Genomic DNA, 17,276 nt, shown 5'->3' on the forward strand with positions numbered 1-17,276 from the left:
GCTCGAAAATCATTTTAAAGCCTTTGATTTGACTTTCTTTTACCTTAATAACGGATTTGTTTAACGCCAGCATACTTTTTGAAACACCACCGGGAAAATCAAAACCTATAACGAAGATCGTGGTTTTGGTTTTATTCAGATCGAAGGGCAATCCAAAGATTTATTTTTCCATGTCAAAGACTTTCCCAATAAAAATATTCCGCCAAAAATGGGGGAAAAATTAAAGTTTTTGATTGTGGAAGATAATGGAAAGTTTAAGGCAAACCATATTATTCGCTTGGATATTAAGCAAGAAGTTCCTGTTACACAAAACAATGATCTACATGGAGATACTGAAACCAGAGCTTCTCTACGTTATGAAAAGAAAAAATCATCAACTACATCAAAAATAATCACAATATCAGGACTGGTGATTATGGTGATTCTTGCTGTTCTTGTTTATAACAAATACCAAAGCTACCAAGTTCAAAAACAGCAAAAGCTGGAAGGACTGATGGTAGAGCAGCAACGAATTGTCGCTGAACAGCGAGCAGCGCAAGGTGATCTACCTATGCAAGGATTATCTGAGCAGGGCAGGAAGAACCTGGAAAATCAAGGCACTGAGTTAAGAAGCCAAAGTAACCCAGTTAATTCGAAAACTTCAGAAACGACTTCGCCATCTGTATCTCAATTTAAATGCGATGGTCGAGAACACTGTAGTCAGATGGGTTCTTATGAGGAAGCATTATTTTTCATTCGTAACTGTCCAAATACTAAAATGGATGGTGACGGCGATGGGATACCATGTGAAAGTCAGTTTTGATGAATCCTAAAAAAAGCACCTGAAGGTGCTTCTAATATTTTAGCTTTCACAAAAATTCATAAAGGCTCTCAGACCTGGACCCTGATATTTCTGGCGATGTACCAGCATGAACAGCGGACGAGTCAGCGACCAGAATGGTGTATCCAGAATTACCAGTTGACCTTTTTCACGTAAAGGCTCAATCGCAAGTTTGGAAATGCAGGACATACCAATTCCGCCCGCTACAATTTTTAAAATCGCTTCATTATGACCGAGTGTTAGACGGATATTGGCATCTGGTACATCTTTCAAGATGGCATTGTCAAACACCTCACGGGTACCTGAACCTTCTTCACGCAAAATCCATTCTACAGATTTGAAATCTTCAGCGGTTAGTTCACGGTTCAATTGCGCAAGAGGGTGGTCTGGCGCACAGCACACAGCCAGCTCATCATCACGCCAATGGATACATTGGAGCTGTGGCAAATGACATGAACCTTCAATTAAGGCAAGATCCAGCTGGAACTGATTCACCGCTTCAATCATTTGACGGGTATTACCGACTTGAAGCTGTAAATGTGCTTGCGGCTTGATTTTCAAGAAATCGGCCATTAGGTCAGGAATCAGGTAATCTGAAATCGTCAGGGTTGCACCTAAACGTAAATCGATACTTTGAAGCTCACCTTTAGCGACTTGTTCAAAAGATTCACAACGACCTAAAATTTCCAGGGCTTGAGGGAGAAGAAAGCGCCCCAGGTCATTCAGCTGTAAACGTTTGCCTAGACGGTCAAATAGTGGAGCACCCAGACCATCTTCCAGATCTGCTAAAGCCATACTAGCCGCACTTTGTGTAAGCTTGACGGCATCGCTAGCCTTCGTTACGGTACCCTCTTGTGCCACTGCTACAAAAACAGCCAATTGGCGTAAAGTCATGCGCATGAGTAGAGCCTTAACATTTAAAAAATATTAATAAATTATGTTGCCATGCTACCATGAGCACAGTCTTTCATGCCACGTTGAAATCATGTCAATTGAAAAATTTACCCGAGAAAAAGTTTTATCTGTACACCGTTGGACCAATACATTATTTAGTTTTACGATGACACGCCCGGCACATTTTAAGTTTACCGCAGGGCAGTTTGCGCGTATTGGTTTGCAAGTGGGGGATGAACTGGTGGTTCGTGCCTATTCGGTAGTGTCATCTCCTTTTGATGAAACTCTGGAGTTTTTCTCGATTGTCGTTCCAGAAGGTAAATTTACTTCCAATTTACAGCACCTCAAAGTCGGGGATGTGCTGCATCTGGAAAAAATTCCTTATGGTTATCTGACTCTGGCACGTTATCAATTGCCTTTGCCTAAAGACTTGTGGTTACTGGGTACCGGCACGGGGCTGGCACCGTTTATTTGTATGTTGCAAGACTTTGAAACCTGGAGAAAATACGAAAAAATCAATCTGGTTTATAGTGTGCGCACCCGGGCAGAACTCGCTTATGTAGACCGGATTCAGGAAATCGCCGAGACCTTTGGTGAAGGACATACCGGTTTTAAGTTTATCCCGATTATTACCCGTGAGCCTGATGCACCTTTGCACGACCGTTTACCGATTTTGATTGCCAATGGTGAGCTGGAAAAGGCAGCAGGTATCGCGTTTAATCCGGAAACGACGCATGTCATGCTTTGTGGTAACCCGGATATGGTCGATGATACCAAAGAAGCTTTAAAAGCCCGTGGCCTGACCATGAACCGCCGTGGTGAAGGCAATATTGCAGTCGAGAATTACTGGTAAGGCTGAATCGCTCTTCGGCAAAAGCTCATCCCAGGATGAGCTTTTTTGTGTGAACGACAAAATGTAAAAAATTAATAAATTAGTGCAGAATCTTGTTTAGGAATTGCTGGGCACGTTCACCACGCGGGGTATTGAAGAAGTCATCTTTAGTGCAATCTTCTACAATTTTGCCCTGATCCATAAAAATCACCCGATTCGCCACCTGTCGGGCAAAGCCCATTTCATGGGTGACACACATCATGGTCATGCCTTCCTTAGCCAGTCCGACCATGACATCAAGTACTTCAGTAATCATCTCTGGATCAAGTGCAGATGTCGGTTCATCAAACAACATGGCAATCGGATCCATACTCAGTGCACGGGCAATCGCAACACGTTGCTGCTGTCCTCCAGAAAGTTGTGCCGGATATTTATTGGCTTGCGCACTTAAGCCGACACGATCCAGATAGGCAAGACCTTTCTGTTTGGCTTCGGCTTCAGAACGGCCCAATACCTTGATCTGGGCAATGCTCAGGTTTTCGGTAATGCTGAGATGCGGGAACAATTCGAAATGTTGGAAGACCATGCCCACACGGCTTCGTAGTTTATTTAAATTGGTTTTCGGATCATTAATTTTAATCCCATCGACCAGAATATTGCCTTGCTGAATAGGTTCTAGGCCATTGACGGTTTTAATTAGGGTGGAGTTTCCTGAGCCTGAAGGGCCACAGACAACAACAACTTCACCTTGCCGGATCTGCGTCGTACAGTCAGTCAGTACCTGGAAATCTTTATACCATTTACTGACATGCTGGAGGTCAATCATGACTTTGGCTTCGCTCATACAGTTAACCTCTGTTGTAATTTTTTCACGATATAGGTAGCGATCATGCTGACGGTGAAATACACCAAACCGGCAAAAAGAATATATTGGGTCAGTAAAGACATCAGGTCACCCCGGACATAATTGGTACGGAAAAAGTCCAGCAGGCCAATCGCATAGACCATGGTGGAATCCTGAAACAAAATAATGGTCTGTTGTAATAACAGGGGTGTCATTTTGCGAAAAGCCTGAGGCAGCACAATCAGCCGCATGGACTGGCTATAGTTCATGCCCAGTGCAGAGGCGGCATCGGTTTGTCCCTTAGGAATGGACTGAATCCCGGCACGGACAATTTCGGAAAAATAGGCCGCTTCAAACAGCATAAAGGCAACAATACTGGACACCAGTGCCGTATCCATGGTCAGGTAGTTTCCAGTTACCCCGGTATAGATAAAGGGCACAGCGAAATAGAACCACATCAGCACCAACAGCAGGGGAATCGAACGGAACAGATTCACATAGCCTTTGGCAATCCAGTTCAATACCCGGATTGACGACAGCCGCATCAAGGCGAGCAAGGTACCAATCAAAACTCCGCCAACGGTGGCAAAACATAAAACTTTTAAGGTGATACTGAAACCATGCCAGAGGGCCGGTGCTGATAACTGTAAATCCTGAAAAAATGCAGTAAACCATTCCATTATTTCGCTCCTGCAATCAGACCAGGCACCTGAAAGCGCTTTTCCAGGAAGTTCATTAAGCCTATTAAGCAGACATTAATCAGGATAAAAATCAGTGTGACGTAAGTATAAATCTCAATGGTATTTTGGGTATATTCGCTGATGGTTTTCATCTGGGAAATGATTTCTGCAACCCCAACCAGTGAAGCCACCGAAGTATTCTTGACGCAGTTGGTCAGTTCAGAACTGAGCGGTGGCAAGATCAGGCGGAAAGACTGCGGTAAAATCACATAGCGGTATAATTGTGCGGTACTAAAACCCATGGCATAGCCCGCATTGACTTGCCCGGGTGGGATGGCTTCAATTCCGGTACGTACCTGTTCGCAAACCCGCGCTGCGGTAAACAGCCCCAAGCCGATACTGGCAGAAATTAGCGCCGTGGTATTGGCGCCTAAATCATTGATCCACCAGTTGTGAATGCTGTCCGGTAGAAAGTCGGGCACCACATAAAACCAGATAAATAACTGGATCAGTAAAGGTATATTACGGAAAATAGTGACGTAAGTAGTCCCAATTGCTCGAGCCGTAGGACTGGGTAAGGTCCGCATGATGCCCAGAAGACTACCCAGGAGCATGGCAATCGACCAGGCCACAATCGCAATCACGGCCAACCAGCCGATGCCAGTCATAATCCAGTTGAGATAGGTGCTATCGCCAATCCCGGTCGGCTGTAATAAGACACCCCAATTCCAGCTGTAATTCATCGCAACTCCAACAAATATGCTCAGGCAGATCATGCCCAAGCAATGTGGATAAAATTTAGAACTTATTGATCACGGTCATGCGGGTTGCTAATCAAGCTTTTTAAGTCGTCCGACATGGCAAAGTTTAGATTGATATTTTTCGGTGGAATGGGCGACTGGAACCATTTTTTATACATATTGTTGATTTCACCTGAGCTATACGTGGCTTTAATCGCGTCATCGACCACCTGCTTAAATTTGGTGTCGCCTTTACGGAGCATACAGCCGTAAATTTCATTGATTGGCGCAGTCCCGACAATCTGCCATTGCTCCGGATTTTTAGCCTTGGATTTTTCTCCGGCCAGCAGAATGTCATCCATCATAAAGGCTGCAGCACGGCCACTTTGTAGCATTAAAAAAGATTCTGCATGATCTTTGGCGGAAATGATTTCACCAATGCCCAATTCTTTTTCATGCTGACGGATATAACGTTCCGATGTGGTACCGGCCGTGGTCACCAGCTTTTTGCCTTTCAGATCGCTAAAGTCCTTGATTCCGGAATCGGTTGCGGTTAACAGGCGAGAACCCACTTCAAAGAAGCCGACCGAGAAATCGACCTGTTGCTGACGTTCCTTGTTGTTAGTCGTCGAACCACATTCCAGATCTACTGTACCGTTGGAGACCAGTGGAATCCGGTTCTGGCTGGTCACCAAGTTATAACGGATTTTTAAATCAGGAAGATTCAGCTTCTGTTTAACGGCTTCGACCACTTTCAGTTGCAGGTCATGCGCATAGCCAACCGGCTGATTCGGGTTGTCGGCAATATAGGAAAATGGAATCGAGGAGTCGCGATAACCTAGAACAATGGTGCCGGACTGTTTAATTTTATTCAGTGTGCCGGAAGCATTCTCGCCACTTTGCTGATGATTTGGCGCCTGATTATCACTACAGGCACTCAGTCCCAAGGTCAGGGCACTGACACACAGCAGCGTGGCGAACTGATATTTTGATTTCATCGTAAAACTCCATTTTTCAATTATTATGCTTGAGCCGATTTCTAATGCTGAGACTGTATTTGGATTATTGCTATAAAGTCTAAGTGCTCGTTTATATTCATCTTAGGGGATAAATCCAGCATGACTCAAGCTGAATTTATTGCTGAAATGTTACTGAATCAGCAAAGAAAATCTGCTGATAAATGGCTTCATACAAATAGATAAAGGGATTAAGCTAAAAAGATGAAAAAAGAATAAGCCATAAAAAAACCTCCATTACGGAGGTTTTTTCGATTCAAGCTTAATGCACAAACATATCCATGGATTCACGGATTTCCTGAATAGCTGTTTCGACATCGGGGCTGAGCCAGGTCGGTTCAAAGAATCCGGCATAGTGCTCAATACGGTCTGCAGGCACCACCAGGCGAACCGGACAGTCTTCTTCCAATAATCGCCACGGAATAATCGGCACTTCATTATCCAACCATGCCGTTACATCTCGAATATCGATAATCATCGCATTGACACAGTCCGGAAAAGGCATCACGGAAAATTCTTCGGTACGACGGCGGAAATATTCCAGATCCTGCCAGCGCAGCAGGAAGCTTGGCTTGCTGAATTCAATAATTCCAATCAGATGCTGATCACGGCTGTAGTGCAGCATGCATTGATGTGTGACGTCAGTATCAAGATCAAGCGATACACTTTGTTGACGATACGCCATATAACTCGGGTGTATAAATGAGAAGGTGGATAATTATAACGCATTTCATCGCTGAAAGGCAGCGTCTCAACTGTCTTCACTAAAGCCTGCGGAACCGGTATGGCTTATGCATATCTTCAGGGAAAAACGATAAAAACAACGAGGTTGCTATGTCAGAGTCAAAAAGTGTGATTGATACCAGTGTGACTGAAACAGCAGTATAAGAAGATTATTTTGCCTTGCGCCAGCTCAAGAAAGGCGCCGTAGGTTGGCTGCTTCTCGTCGGTCTGGGGGTCGCGTATGTGATTTCCGGTGACTTCGCTGGCTGGAATTTTGGTTTGGCACAGGGGGGGTGGGGAGGCATGTTTATTGCGACCATTGTGGTGGCATTCATGTATCTGTGTATGTGTCTGGCCATGTCCGAAATGTCGACCATGCTGCCGACTGCAGGTGGGGGTTACAGTTTTGCTCGTACTGCTTTTGGTCCCTTTGGCGGCTATCTGACCGGGAGTGCCATCCTGATTGAATATGCCATTGCTCCGGCAGCAATTGCCTGTTTCATTGGTGTCTATTGCGAAGCCTTGTTTGGTATTGGCGGCTGGATCATTTATCTGGTGAGCTATCTGGTTTTTATGGGCTTGCATCTGAAAGGTGCAGGTGAAGCACTCAAGATCATGTTCGTGATTACCGCAATTGCTGCGGTCGCCTTAATGGTGTTCATCTTTGGCATGTTGCCTCATTTTAATAGTGCAAACCTGTTTGATATTGCGGTCAATACGGAAGCTGCGGGTGCAAGCAGTTTCCTGCCATTGGGTTATCTGGGCATCTGGGCAGCAGTGCCTTATGCGATCTGATTTTTTCTGGCAGTTGAAGGGGTGCCGCTGGCAGCCGAGGAAGCCAAAGAGCCAGCCAAATCATTACCGCGTGGTCTGATTGGTTCCATGCTGATTCTGGCATTCTTTGCCCTGAGTATCTTGTTGCTCGGTCCTGGCGCAGCAGGTGCAGATATGCTGAAAGATTCTGGTGCACCGCTGGTGGATGCCTTGGTGGCAGTCTATGGTGCCAATACCTGGATGGCGAGTTTTTTGAATTTTGTCGGGCTGGCAGGTCTGATCGCCAGTTTCTTCTCGATTATTTATGCCTATTCCCGTCAAATTTTTGCACTCTCACGTGCCGGTTATTTACCGAAAAAACTGTCCTTGACCAACAGCAATCATGTACCTTATTTGGCCATCATTATTCCGGGGATTATTGGCTTCCTGTTGTCCCTTTCAGGTGAAGGTGATCTGCTGATTCTGATGGCGGTCTTTGGTGCTACGATTTCCTATGTTTTGATGATGATGTCATATATCAAACTTAAGTTATCCAGACCAAATCTGGCACGTCCTTATCAGGCACCGGGCGGCATTGCCACAGCATTGATTGCTTTAGTGCTTGCAGCCATTGCAGTGGTCGCAGGCTTCTTGGTCGATCCAAAAGTCTGGCTAATGGCAGCTGCCATTTACGTGGCACTGATTCTCTATTTCTTGCTGTATAGCCGTCATCATCTGGTGGCCGGTACGCCGGAAGAAGAATTTGCGCGTATCGAGGCAGCAGAAAAGGAATTGAAATAAACCATCTTGCAGGGAGAATACGCTTATGCTGTATCAGATCAATGTGGCCAGTCAGCATTATGTCTTTGAGGATTTAAAAACCTTATTGGCCAAGGCTACCCCTGAACGTTCTGGTGATCAGCTGGCAGGGATTGCGGCCGTGGATGCAACCGAGCGTATCGCTGCACAAATGTGTCTGGCAGAAGTACCGTTACAGCAGTTTTTGCATGAAGCTGTGATTCCTTATGAGGCGGATGAAATCACCCGCCTGATTATGGATGAACATGATGCCGATGCTTTTTATCCGATCTCGCATTTTACTGTGGGGGATTTTCGTAACTGGCTGCTGAGTGCAGATGCCACCACAGAAAAACTTGCTGCTTTAAAAATGGGCTTGATTCCGGAAATGGTCGCAGCAGTGAGCAAAATTATGCGCAATCAGGATCTGATTCTGGTGGCAAAAAAATGTCGTGTAATCACACGTTTTAGAAATACCATTGGTCTGGAAGGTCATCTGTCGACACGTTTGCAGCCGAACCATCCGACTGATGATTTGATGGGAATTTCTGCATCTATTCTGGATGGGCTGATGTACGGTAATGGAGATGCGGTCATCGGGATTAATCCGGCCACAGATAATCTGCAGAATTTGACTGAGCTGCTCAAACTGCTCGATCACGTTATTCAGGAATATGAGATTCCGACTCAATCTTGTGTTTTGACCCATATTACTTCTGGCATTCAGCTGGCAAATAAAAATGTTCCGATTGATCTGATGTTCCAGTCCATTGCGGGAACCGAAAAAGCCAATACCGGTTTCGGGATCAATCTGGCGCTGTTGCAGGAAGGTTATGAGGCCGCTTTAAGCCTGCAACGCGGCACCGTGGGCCAAAATGTCATGTATTTTGAAACCGGACAGGGCAGTGCCTTGTCTAGCAATGGCCATCATGGCGTGGATCAACAGACCGTGGAAGCACGTGCCTACGCCGTGGCGCGTAAGTTTAATCCCTTGCTGGTCAATACCGTGGTCGGCTTTATCGGACCGGAATATCTGTATAACGGCAAGCAGATTATCCGGGCCGGGCTGGAAGATCATTTCTGTGGCAAGCTGCTCGGTGTACCAATGGGCTGTGATATTTGCTACACCAATCATGCCGATGCCGATCAAGATGATATGGATGTACTGCTGACCTTGCTCGCCAATGCCGGCCTGAATTTTATCATGGGGATTCCCGGTTCAGATGATGTAATGCTGAATTATCAGACGACATCCTTTCATGATGCTCTTTATATTCGACAGCTATTAGGACTGAAACCAGCTCCTGAATTTGACCACTGGCTGGAGCAGCAGGGAATTTTGGCGCAACAGTCTAATCAGTTGCACTGGCCGACCGAATTGCCGAAGCAATTTTCACGTCTGATCTTGTCTTGAAGAAGTGCTATGAAACTAATTGCTGATGTGAAATTTGAGTCTCAATTGCAGGATAATCCCTGGCAGAAGTTAAAAGCCTTTACTGATGCACGGATTGCCTTAGGTCGAACTGGGGGCAGCTTGCCGACTCGACCAAGTCTGGAATTTCAGTTGGCACATGCGCAAGCTAAAGATGCGGTACTGAAGCCACTTGATGTTGAATTCTTAAAATCTGGCTTAGCTAAAACGGGACTGCCTATTCTGGAAATTGAAAGCCAGGCGGTAGAGAAAGATCTTTATCTTAAACGTCCCGATCTTGGGCGTGTGCTTTCAGAACAGTCCAAAACGATATTGCAGCAATACCGGGCCGAACATCAGCAACATTGGGATGTAGCCATTGTGCTGGGAGATGGACTATCAGCACGTGCCATTGAGGAAAATAGCCTGCATTTTATTCCGGCCTTGCTAGAGGCATGCAAAGAACAAGGCTGGCAGATTGCCCCCTTAGTGATTGCCCGTGGCAGTCGTGTGGCACTGGGTGATGAATTGGCAGAAATTTTACAGGCGAAAATGCTGGTCATGCTAATTGGCGAACGGCCGGGTTTGAGCTCACCCGATAGTATGGGAATTTATTACACTTATAATGCTTTTAAAGGGTGTCATGATGCCTTGCGCAACTTTATTTCCAATGTCCGTTCTGCGGGCTTGGCCTATCCACTAGCTATCCAGCGACTGGTCGCATTGATGCGTAAATCCTGTGAGTTACAGCTTTCAGGGGTGCAGTTGAAAGATGAACACGAAACCCCAGTCGATATGCAACATAGCCCAGCCAAACGGCTATTTTAAAGTAGCATCTAGCAGAGAATTCTGATGGATTAGTGACTTACATCCCGTCACCATCTCACCATGTTTTGTCACAGAAGCCCTATTCACAGCTTGTTATTCTAAAAATCTACTTATGAATAACAAAGAGTGAGGATGGTTATGGTCGATGATTTCAATAAAAAACCACCTTTAAATCATCAGGCAGAAGTGACGCAAAAAAAGCGTATCCCTGTTTATATATTGATTTTGGTCGGTATTTTTTTACTCGCACTACTGTTCTATATGTTTGCTGACATGAATCCAGATGCGAATGATGCTCCTGCAGGACATCCAAATCCGAATGTACAGCCTGCTACCCCAAATAATTCAACGCCAGTCGGTGAGCCTACACAAGGCACCGCCACCATGAATGATGGAACGGAAGCTACAGCAACCGTGGGTGATGGCACAGAAGCAACAGCAACTGCGACTGATGGACAGGCGACTCAATAACTGAAAATACCTGAAAAGCTCTAGTGAACCACTGGAGCTTTTTTGCAATGGATGGTGATGTTTTAAGGTAGTGCCATCTACCTGGCTTGAGTCTGAAAACATCAAATCTAATATGAATCCGGAAAAAGAAGGGGCTGATTGTTTCAGGGAGATGCCCCCGATTTCAGATAAATAGCTTAATAACAAAGAGGGTAGAACAACATGAATGATTATATGAGAAGCCCGCGTGGTGGCTTCGATGCCATGTACTACTGGGATCAGTTCCATCCCATTCTTAGTGCAATTGCCATATTAGTAATTGGCTGGATCATTGCGTTACTGGTCTCGGCAGGCGTTAAAAAGCTCTTGCAAAAACTGGGCACCAATACACATTTAAATACGGCGACAGGTCATCACTCCAATGTGGAGAGCATTATCGCCCGCGTCGTGTTCTGGATTATTCTGATTATTGCCGTGATTGGTGCGCTGAACGTGCTCAATCTTACCAGTGTCAGCGGTCCATTCAGTAATATGATCCAGCAGTTCCTGTTATTTATCCCGCAGTTACTAGGTGCAATTGCAGTCGGATTCATAGGTTGGATTGTGGCCAATCTGGTGAAGATAGGGCTACAAAAACTGCTAGACCGAACGCAACTCGATGAAAAACTCAGTGCTGAAGTCGGTGTCAGTCCGATTAGTAAAAACATCAGTGAAATTGCTTACTGGTTAATTTTATTACTGTTCTTGCCAATCGTGCTGTCTATTCTGGGTCTCAACGGTCTGCTGTTACCAGTTCAGAATATGCTGACCGATGTTGTTAGTTACTTACCAAACATCTTCATTGCTGCAGTCATCATTTTTGTCGGTTATATCCTGGCGAAAATTGTGCGCGGTATTGTTGAAGGACTATTAAACAGTCTGAACGTACAGCAACATGCTGAAAAAGTAGGCATCTTCAAAAGCTCAAATGTTTCTCAGGTAGTTGGTTCATTTATCTTCGCTGTGGTGATCATTACTGCACTGATCATTGCATTTGAGGCATTGGGTATCGAGGCCATTTCTCAGCCTGCGACAGCCATGCTGTACGAAATCATGAATGCCATTCCGAATATCATCGCTGCTGCGTTGATTCTAATTCTGGCGTATGTGGTGTCTAAACTGGTAGCACGTCTAGTGGTCGAAGTGGTTGCCGGTACAGGTGTTGATGAAATTCCTGCCAAACTGGATATCCAACGCTTTTTAGGTACGACTAAACTGTCTAGTGTAGTTGGTTCACTAATTGTTCTGTTTACCATGTTGTTTGCGGTGTCTGAAGCAGCGAACCGTCTGGGCTTTGAACAGATCAGTGGCCTGATTGCGATGTTCATTTACTTTGGTGCCAACATTCTGCTTGGCGCGGTGATTCTGGTAATCGGTTTCTGGCTGGCAAATATCGTTGCGAATATCGTACAACGTGGTGAATATAACAGTTCACGTTGGTTGGCGAATCTGGTTCGTGTCCTGATCATGGGTCTGGTTGTGGCAATGGGTCTGCGTGCCATGGGTATTGCCGATTCGATCGTGAACCTGGCGTTTGGCCTAACTTTGGGTGCTGTAGCAGTGGCATTTGCCTTGGCATTTGGTTTGGGTGGTCGTCAACCTGCAGAACGTGTACTCACAGATTTGATCGATAAAGCCAAACGTGAGGCCAAAGACCCCAATCCAGTCAAAGAACAAGCTGAGAACAGCATATTTTCTGGATTAGGTGGCAAGACCACAGGTACAAGTGCAGCTGATATGTCAGGCACTACAGGTGCGGCTATGGGTATGAGTTCTACCGATAGCTCAATGAGCCAGTCCTTTAGCGGTTCGCAAACGGCTACAGGTACTAGCGATTCCTCAATCTCAACTCCAGGAGCAGGCATCATGCCAAATCAGGATTCAGACAAGAGTACGCCTATGAGTACGGATTTATCCCATACTACCCCGGCAATCCTTACCACTGCACCACAGGATGATGAGTCATTAGGTATTGATCCGGTCAATCCGGATGCGGATCAAGCCGTACCGGATTCACTAAAAGTCGATCCGACTCATCCGCCAGTCAATAATCCATTTGGTTCAACTGGAGAAAAAGAGCCGAATGTCGATATTGATCGTTCTACTCAGAAAAAAGATGACCTGAAATAACCTGTTATCTTTAAGCAAAATCGACCACGCTCATGTGGTCGATTTTGTTCAGTCATAAGGAAAAATGAATGAATACCAAGAAACCTAACAAAGTTCTGGCTCCTTTAGTCATTGCAGGAATTACGATTGGCTTTTTTACCGCTGCCTATCGATTTGTTTTTGTGAAGAGCAAACAGGAAGAGCAGTCTGAGCGAGAGCTGGAGAAGAAAATACCAGAGACAGATGAATTTAACTGAGAAGTCAATCCTGCTCAATCACTAGAAATAGAATTTTATTTTTAAAAAATGTAGAATATTCAAATGAATACTAAAATGATTTTGGTATTTTTCTTGCATTAAAAATATAAAGAAAAGGAGATCAACAATATGTGGAAAGCACTCCAACATAAATTCATGGCATCTTCAGCAGATGACGTACCACTATTTCTGCGAGAAGCTCAAAAAATGCAGCTGACGATTGACCGTTTAACAAATACGGCCAATCTCAACCTGTTTAAAACAGACTATCTGGAATGAGTTAAGTAGCAAACCAGATTATCTATTGATTAAATATATTCCGATGCGGCATGTGCCGATGACCATGCCCATTGGAAATTATAACCGCCCAAATGTCCAGTAACATCCAGCACTTCACCAATAAAATACAAGCCTTTCTGCTTTTTACTTTCCATGGTTTTTGAGGATATTTCTGTAGTGTCTACACCACCCAAAGTCACCTCCGCTGTACGGTAGCCTTCAGTTCCTGAAGGTTTCACTTCAAAGCCATGCAGACGTGCCGCAATCTGTTCCAGCTTGTCATCGCTGATATTACCAATGGCAGTTTCAGCGCTTTCAGTCCAGATCAGATTTTGTAATTCAGCCACCACACTTTTCGGTAAATATTCATTGAGTAGTGTACGTAACAAGACTTTGGGCTGGCTTTGTTTTTTGGATTTGAAGAAATCCAACAGATCAACACTTGGAAGAAAATCTACCTTAAAGCTCTGCCCGACATTCCAGTAATTGGAAAGTTGCAGGGAACTTGGCCCACTCAAACCACGATGGGTAAATAGTAGTGCTTCGGTAAAGCTGTTGAGTTCATTGGAGAGTGTTGCTTCTACGGCATTACCACTTAAGCGCGTGGTCACTTCTTTAAATCCGTCAGAGAAGGTAAATGGAACCAGTCCGGCACGAGTCGGATAGAGGTGATGTCCAAACTGTTTTGCAATCTCATAGCCAATGCCTGAACCGCCAAGCGTAGGAATAGATAAACCGCCAGATGCCACGACGACAGATTCAACTTCAAAATATCCCAGTGAGGTCGCCACCTGAAAGCCTTGATCATCGACTGGATTCACTGCTTTCACTTCGCAACTGGTCTTAATATCGACCAGACCGGTTTTATCACATTCTGCCAGCAGCATCGACAAGATATCTTTTGCACCATTTAAGGTAAACAGCTGTCCATGTTTGCGCTCTTCATAAGCAATGCCATATTCACAAACCAAGCCGATAAAGTCCCAGTTGGTATAACGCGTTAAAGCTGAAATCACAAAATGTGGATTGTGTGAAATATAATTGCTCGGTTCGACTTCCAGATTGGTGAAATTACATTTACCACCGCCAGACATCAGGATTTTTTTGCCAACCTTGTTGGCTTTTTCCACCACCACGACTTTACGCCCACGTTGCGCAGCCATATACGCCGTCATTAAACCTGAGGCACCGGCACCTATGACTAGAACATCGTATTGCTTGGAAGACATCACACACTCAAGGGAGAAGAAAAGGGAAGCATTATAGACAATTTTATTTCAGCTTTCTCTATTCCAGAAAAATCAGTTCCGTGATTGCAGATTTGCAGCGCATTTTGAACATAAAATATTTGAAAGCTGCTTAAAACTCATGCATAGTTTTTGTACAAACTAAAAACATAATAACAAGGAAAAGCGAATGGCAAGTGCGGAAGATTTAAAACAATATAATCTGATTACATATATTCTTTATATTTTAGGATTTTTTCTTGGTCTTACCCCATTTATTGCGATTGTGATGAATTATATCAAGCGTGATGAAATGCGCGGTACCTGGCTGGAAAGTCATGTCGATTGGCAAATTAAAACCTTCTGGATCAGTTTGCTGGGTTATATCGTCGGTGGCTTATTGACTGTGATCTTGATTGGCTTCCTGATCGTGTTTCTGGTCTTTATCTGGCATATCTACCGCTTGGTCAAAGGGTTAATTGCCTTAAATAACAATCAACCAATTCAAGCTTAGGTTGCTGTAAAACCAAAGGGAATATTACGGCCTTGCAGACCACCACTATGAATGACCAGCAGTTTTGATCCAGCCGGAAAATAATTTTTCTCGATCAAATCAAAAATTCCCATCAGCATTTTAGCCGTGTAGATCTGCTCCAGTGGAATTGAAAATTCGGCCTCAAAATCCCGGATAAACTGCACTAAGGCTGCACTGGTTTTGGCATAGCCACCACAGCAATAATCATCGAGAATGTTCCAGTTGGTTTTTTTCGTCAGCTGGGCGACTTCATCTTTTAAAAATGAACCTTTCAGTGCAGAAAATCCTAAAACCTGTTGATGCCCATGACTGGCTTCGATCAATCCGCTGATGGTGCCACCAGTCCCTACTGCACAACAAATGACATCAAATTGCGCATCATTTTCTTTTAAAATTTCCTGACAACCTTGAATCGCCAAAGCATTGGTTCCACCTTCAGGAATAATATAATGATTAGGAAATTGTCGAGCGAGTTCAGCCAAATACTCAGGCTGTTGCTTGCGCCGATATTCATCACGACTGACGAAATGCAACTGCATCCCGAATTGCTGGGCGGTGGCTAATGTTGGATTCAATGTTCGATCAGCCAGTTCTTCACCCCGAATCACTCCAACACTCTGAAAACCAAACTGTTGTGCGGCAAATGCAGTTGCCGCAATATGATTGGAGTAAGCACCGCCAAAACTCAGAATATGCTGATAACCCTGTCTTTTGGCTTCAAGAAAATTATATTTCAGTTTAAAAAACTTGTTGCCCGAAATTTGCGGATGCACCAGATCCAGACGACGTATTGTTAAAGTAATATCGTGAAAATTAATCTGTTGATCTGGAATATTTTGGGCAATGGTTTCAAACATAAAAGTTCGCAAAGTTCATGATGTAAGCATTATAGCGGAAGTGCTAAAAATCAGAGCTTTTGAATAGGCAATCGCGAGCTGATCGCTGTCGAATTGGTTGTAGATTGTCACAAATATTCTGCTGATAATTTAAACAATAATGCTAATCTAAACAGAGGAAACCCTGAGGAGGGTAGAATAATGAAAATATTATCCTATGCTGTGTTGTTAGGCCTGTTGCTCATTTTGTCGGGCTGTGATGATGCGTTGAATAAACCTAAAACAGAAACCCGTACCATGATTATTGGTGGCGTACCTGTACATGAGCAGGATTATCAACTGCTAGACAAGCATTTAAGTGCTCAGGATCAGTTAAAACCTTAAGTGATTGCAAACGTTAAAATTCATGATAAATCCAGAAATTTTTACAGCAAATCTTCAGGTTTTTGCTTAAAATAGCCCTTCAATTTTTAAGTCAGGTTATCTCGTGGAATCATTCTGGATTTTAGGTTCGATTGCTTTTGCCCTGATGTTAGGCGCAATGAGTCCCGGGCCGACTTCTATTTATGTAGCAAAAAATTCAATTGCTATTTCACGTAAACATGGTTTATTTACTGCATTGGGTACTGGTCTCGGCGCAGCGATTTTTGGTCTGCTGGCGGTACTCGGTTTACAGGCATTTTTGCTGGCTGTACCTTCGGCTTATCTGGCTTTAAAAATTTGTGGGGGACTATATTTACTTTGGCTGGCATTTAAAATCATTAAACATGCCAAAGATCCGATCGAAGCGGATACAACCATTAGCAAACAGATGTCTTTACGCCGTGCTTTTACCACTGGTTTAATCACACAGTTGTCCAATCCCAAAATTGCGATTGTGCTGGCCAGTATTTTTACCGCGTTATTGCCCAAAGAAATTCCAACGTATTTTTATTTTGTTTTGCCTGTCTTATGTTTCTTTATTGATGCAGGCTGGTGTTCACTAGTCGCAGTTGCATTATCTGCGGAAAAGCCACGTCGTGTTTATTTGAAGTTTAAGGCTTTGTTTGACCGCGCAGCAGGCGCAGTTATGACGGTACTTGGCTTAAAATTAATTTTTGGTATGAAGTAATTACTTCATCTAGGGCGTGTCATCAATTAGCTTGAGGAAAACCGCCTTGTCCCCATTATACTTTTATGACTAAACGCTATGCATTAAAAGATGAG

At 44.2% G+C, this 17,276-nt stretch carries 19 protein-coding genes and 1 pseudogene; 12 read left to right on the top strand and 8 right to left on the bottom strand.

Annotation, left to right across the window (positions count from 1 at the left end; all coding sequences use genetic code 11):
• Window positions 1–97 precede the first annotated feature (97 nt).
• Complete coding sequence (locus NI466_RS14305; RefSeq protein ID WP_253173909.1) at window positions 98–802, top strand: cold shock domain-containing protein; 705 nt, start codon at window positions 98–100, stop codon at window positions 800–802.
• Between the two features lie 39 nt (window positions 803–841).
• On the opposite strand, the gene gigC is transcribed toward NI466_RS14305, so the two are convergent.
• Window positions 842–1,720, bottom strand: a complete 879-nt coding sequence (gene gigC / locus NI466_RS14310) for a LysR family transcriptional regulator GigC (RefSeq protein ID WP_004280761.1) — start codon at window positions 1,718–1,720, stop codon at window positions 842–844.
• Window positions 1,721–1,805: 85 nt separating this feature from the next.
• Between gigC and NI466_RS14315 the strand changes: the two genes are divergently transcribed.
• Window positions 1,806–2,567, top strand: a complete 762-nt coding sequence (locus tag NI466_RS14315) for a ferredoxin--NADP reductase (RefSeq protein ID WP_004732056.1) — start codon at window positions 1,806–1,808, stop codon at window positions 2,565–2,567.
• A 79-nt stretch (window positions 2,568–2,646) separates the two neighbouring features.
• Here the strand turns inward: NI466_RS14315 and NI466_RS14320 are convergent, their stop codons facing one another.
• The 5 genes from NI466_RS14320 to NI466_RS14340 all read right to left on the bottom strand — a co-directional run bounded on the left by NI466_RS14320 (window position 2,647) and on the right by NI466_RS14340 (window position 6,511).
• Complete coding sequence (locus NI466_RS14320; protein WP_253173910.1) at window positions 2,647–3,372, bottom strand: amino acid ABC transporter ATP-binding protein; 726 nt, start codon at window positions 3,370–3,372, stop codon at window positions 2,647–2,649.
• Between the two features lie 14 nt (window positions 3,373–3,386).
• The gene (locus tag NI466_RS14325; RefSeq protein WP_253173902.1) at window positions 3,387–4,070 is read right to left on the bottom strand and encodes an ABC transporter permease subunit; all 684 of its coding nucleotides are present in this window, start codon (window positions 4,068–4,070) and stop codon (window positions 3,387–3,389) included.
• Complete coding sequence (locus tag NI466_RS14330; RefSeq protein WP_253173903.1) at window positions 4,070–4,813, bottom strand: amino acid ABC transporter permease; 744 nt, start codon at window positions 4,811–4,813, stop codon at window positions 4,070–4,072. Before NI466_RS14330 ends, NI466_RS14325 begins: the two co-directional genes overlap by 1 nt.
• Window positions 4,814–4,875: 62 nt before the next feature.
• Window positions 4,876–5,808 carry a transporter substrate-binding domain-containing protein gene (locus NI466_RS14335; protein WP_219308635.1) on the bottom strand — a complete coding sequence of 311 codons (933 nt, stop codon included), beginning with the start codon at window positions 5,806–5,808 and terminating at the stop codon, window positions 4,876–4,878.
• Window positions 5,809–6,088: 280 nt separating this feature from the next.
• Window positions 6,089–6,511: a hypothetical protein gene (locus tag NI466_RS14340; protein ID WP_005247880.1), complete on the bottom strand. Its 423-nt coding sequence runs from the start codon at window positions 6,509–6,511 to the stop codon at window positions 6,089–6,091.
• Window positions 6,512–6,729: 218 nt separating this feature from the next.
• Here NI466_RS14340 and eat point away from each other — a divergent pair.
• The 7 genes and pseudogenes from eat (at window position 6,730) to NI466_RS14375 (ending at window position 13,473) form a co-directional block, all read left to right on the top strand.
• Window positions 6,730–8,103: pseudogene (eat, locus tag NI466_RS14345) on the top strand (ethanolamine permease).
• 25 nt (window positions 8,104–8,128) lie between these two features.
• Window positions 8,129–9,514 carry an ethanolamine ammonia-lyase subunit EutB gene (locus tag NI466_RS14350; RefSeq protein ID WP_253173904.1) on the top strand — a complete coding sequence of 462 codons (1,386 nt, stop codon included), beginning with the start codon at window positions 8,129–8,131 and terminating at the stop codon, window positions 9,512–9,514.
• Between the two features lie 9 nt (window positions 9,515–9,523).
• Window positions 9,524–10,339, top strand: a complete 816-nt coding sequence (eutC, locus tag NI466_RS14355; RefSeq protein WP_253173905.1) for an ethanolamine ammonia-lyase subunit EutC — start codon at window positions 9,524–9,526, stop codon at window positions 10,337–10,339.
• 138 nt (window positions 10,340–10,477) lie between these two features.
• The gene (locus tag NI466_RS14360) at window positions 10,478–10,810 is read left to right on the top strand and encodes a hypothetical protein (RefSeq protein WP_253173906.1); all 333 of its coding nucleotides are present in this window, start codon (window positions 10,478–10,480) and stop codon (window positions 10,808–10,810) included.
• A gap of 201 nt (window positions 10,811–11,011) precedes the next feature.
• On the top strand, window positions 11,012–12,958 hold the full coding sequence (locus tag NI466_RS14365) for a mechanosensitive ion channel (protein ID WP_253173907.1): 1,947 nt from the start codon (window positions 11,012–11,014) through the stop codon (window positions 12,956–12,958).
• A gap of 68 nt (window positions 12,959–13,026) precedes the next feature.
• Window positions 13,027–13,194: a hypothetical protein gene (locus NI466_RS14370; protein WP_253144249.1), complete on the top strand. Its 168-nt coding sequence runs from the start codon at window positions 13,027–13,029 to the stop codon at window positions 13,192–13,194.
• Window positions 13,195–13,323: 129 nt separating this feature from the next.
• Complete coding sequence (locus tag NI466_RS14375; protein ID WP_004645868.1) at window positions 13,324–13,473, top strand: hypothetical protein; 150 nt, start codon at window positions 13,324–13,326, stop codon at window positions 13,471–13,473.
• Between the two features lie 29 nt (window positions 13,474–13,502).
• Here NI466_RS14375 and NI466_RS14380 read toward each other — a convergent pair whose 3' ends face one another.
• The gene (locus NI466_RS14380) at window positions 13,503–14,702 is read right to left on the bottom strand and encodes a BaiN/RdsA family NAD(P)/FAD-dependent oxidoreductase (protein ID WP_114541011.1); all 1,200 of its coding nucleotides are present in this window, start codon (window positions 14,700–14,702) and stop codon (window positions 13,503–13,505) included.
• 187 nt (window positions 14,703–14,889) lie between these two features.
• On the opposite strand from NI466_RS14380, the gene NI466_RS14385 reads away from it, so the two are divergent.
• Window positions 14,890–15,213, top strand: coding sequence for a DUF4870 family protein (locus NI466_RS14385; RefSeq protein WP_005106226.1), 324 nt, complete (start codon window positions 14,890–14,892; stop codon window positions 15,211–15,213).
• Here the strand turns inward: NI466_RS14385 and NI466_RS14390 are convergent.
• Window positions 15,210–16,091, bottom strand: coding sequence for a 1-aminocyclopropane-1-carboxylate deaminase/D-cysteine desulfhydrase (locus NI466_RS14390; RefSeq protein WP_005265955.1), 882 nt, complete (start codon window positions 16,089–16,091; stop codon window positions 15,210–15,212). The genes NI466_RS14385 and NI466_RS14390 overlap by 4 nt on opposite strands.
• A 180-nt stretch (window positions 16,092–16,271) precedes the next feature.
• Between NI466_RS14390 and NI466_RS14395 the strand changes: the two genes are divergently transcribed.
• Complete coding sequence (locus NI466_RS14395) at window positions 16,272–16,454, top strand: NF038215 family lipoprotein (RefSeq protein WP_253173908.1); 183 nt, start codon at window positions 16,272–16,274, stop codon at window positions 16,452–16,454.
• 103 nt (window positions 16,455–16,557) lie between these two features.
• Window positions 16,558–17,181: a LysE family translocator gene (locus NI466_RS14400; protein ID WP_004280739.1), complete on the top strand. Its 624-nt coding sequence runs from the start codon at window positions 16,558–16,560 to the stop codon at window positions 17,179–17,181.
• Window positions 17,182–17,276 lie beyond the last annotated feature (95 nt).

The sequence above is a fragment of the Acinetobacter lwoffii genome, assembly GCF_024129595.1.
Classification (GTDB): domain Bacteria; phylum Pseudomonadota; class Gammaproteobacteria; order Pseudomonadales; family Moraxellaceae; genus Acinetobacter; species Acinetobacter lwoffii_O.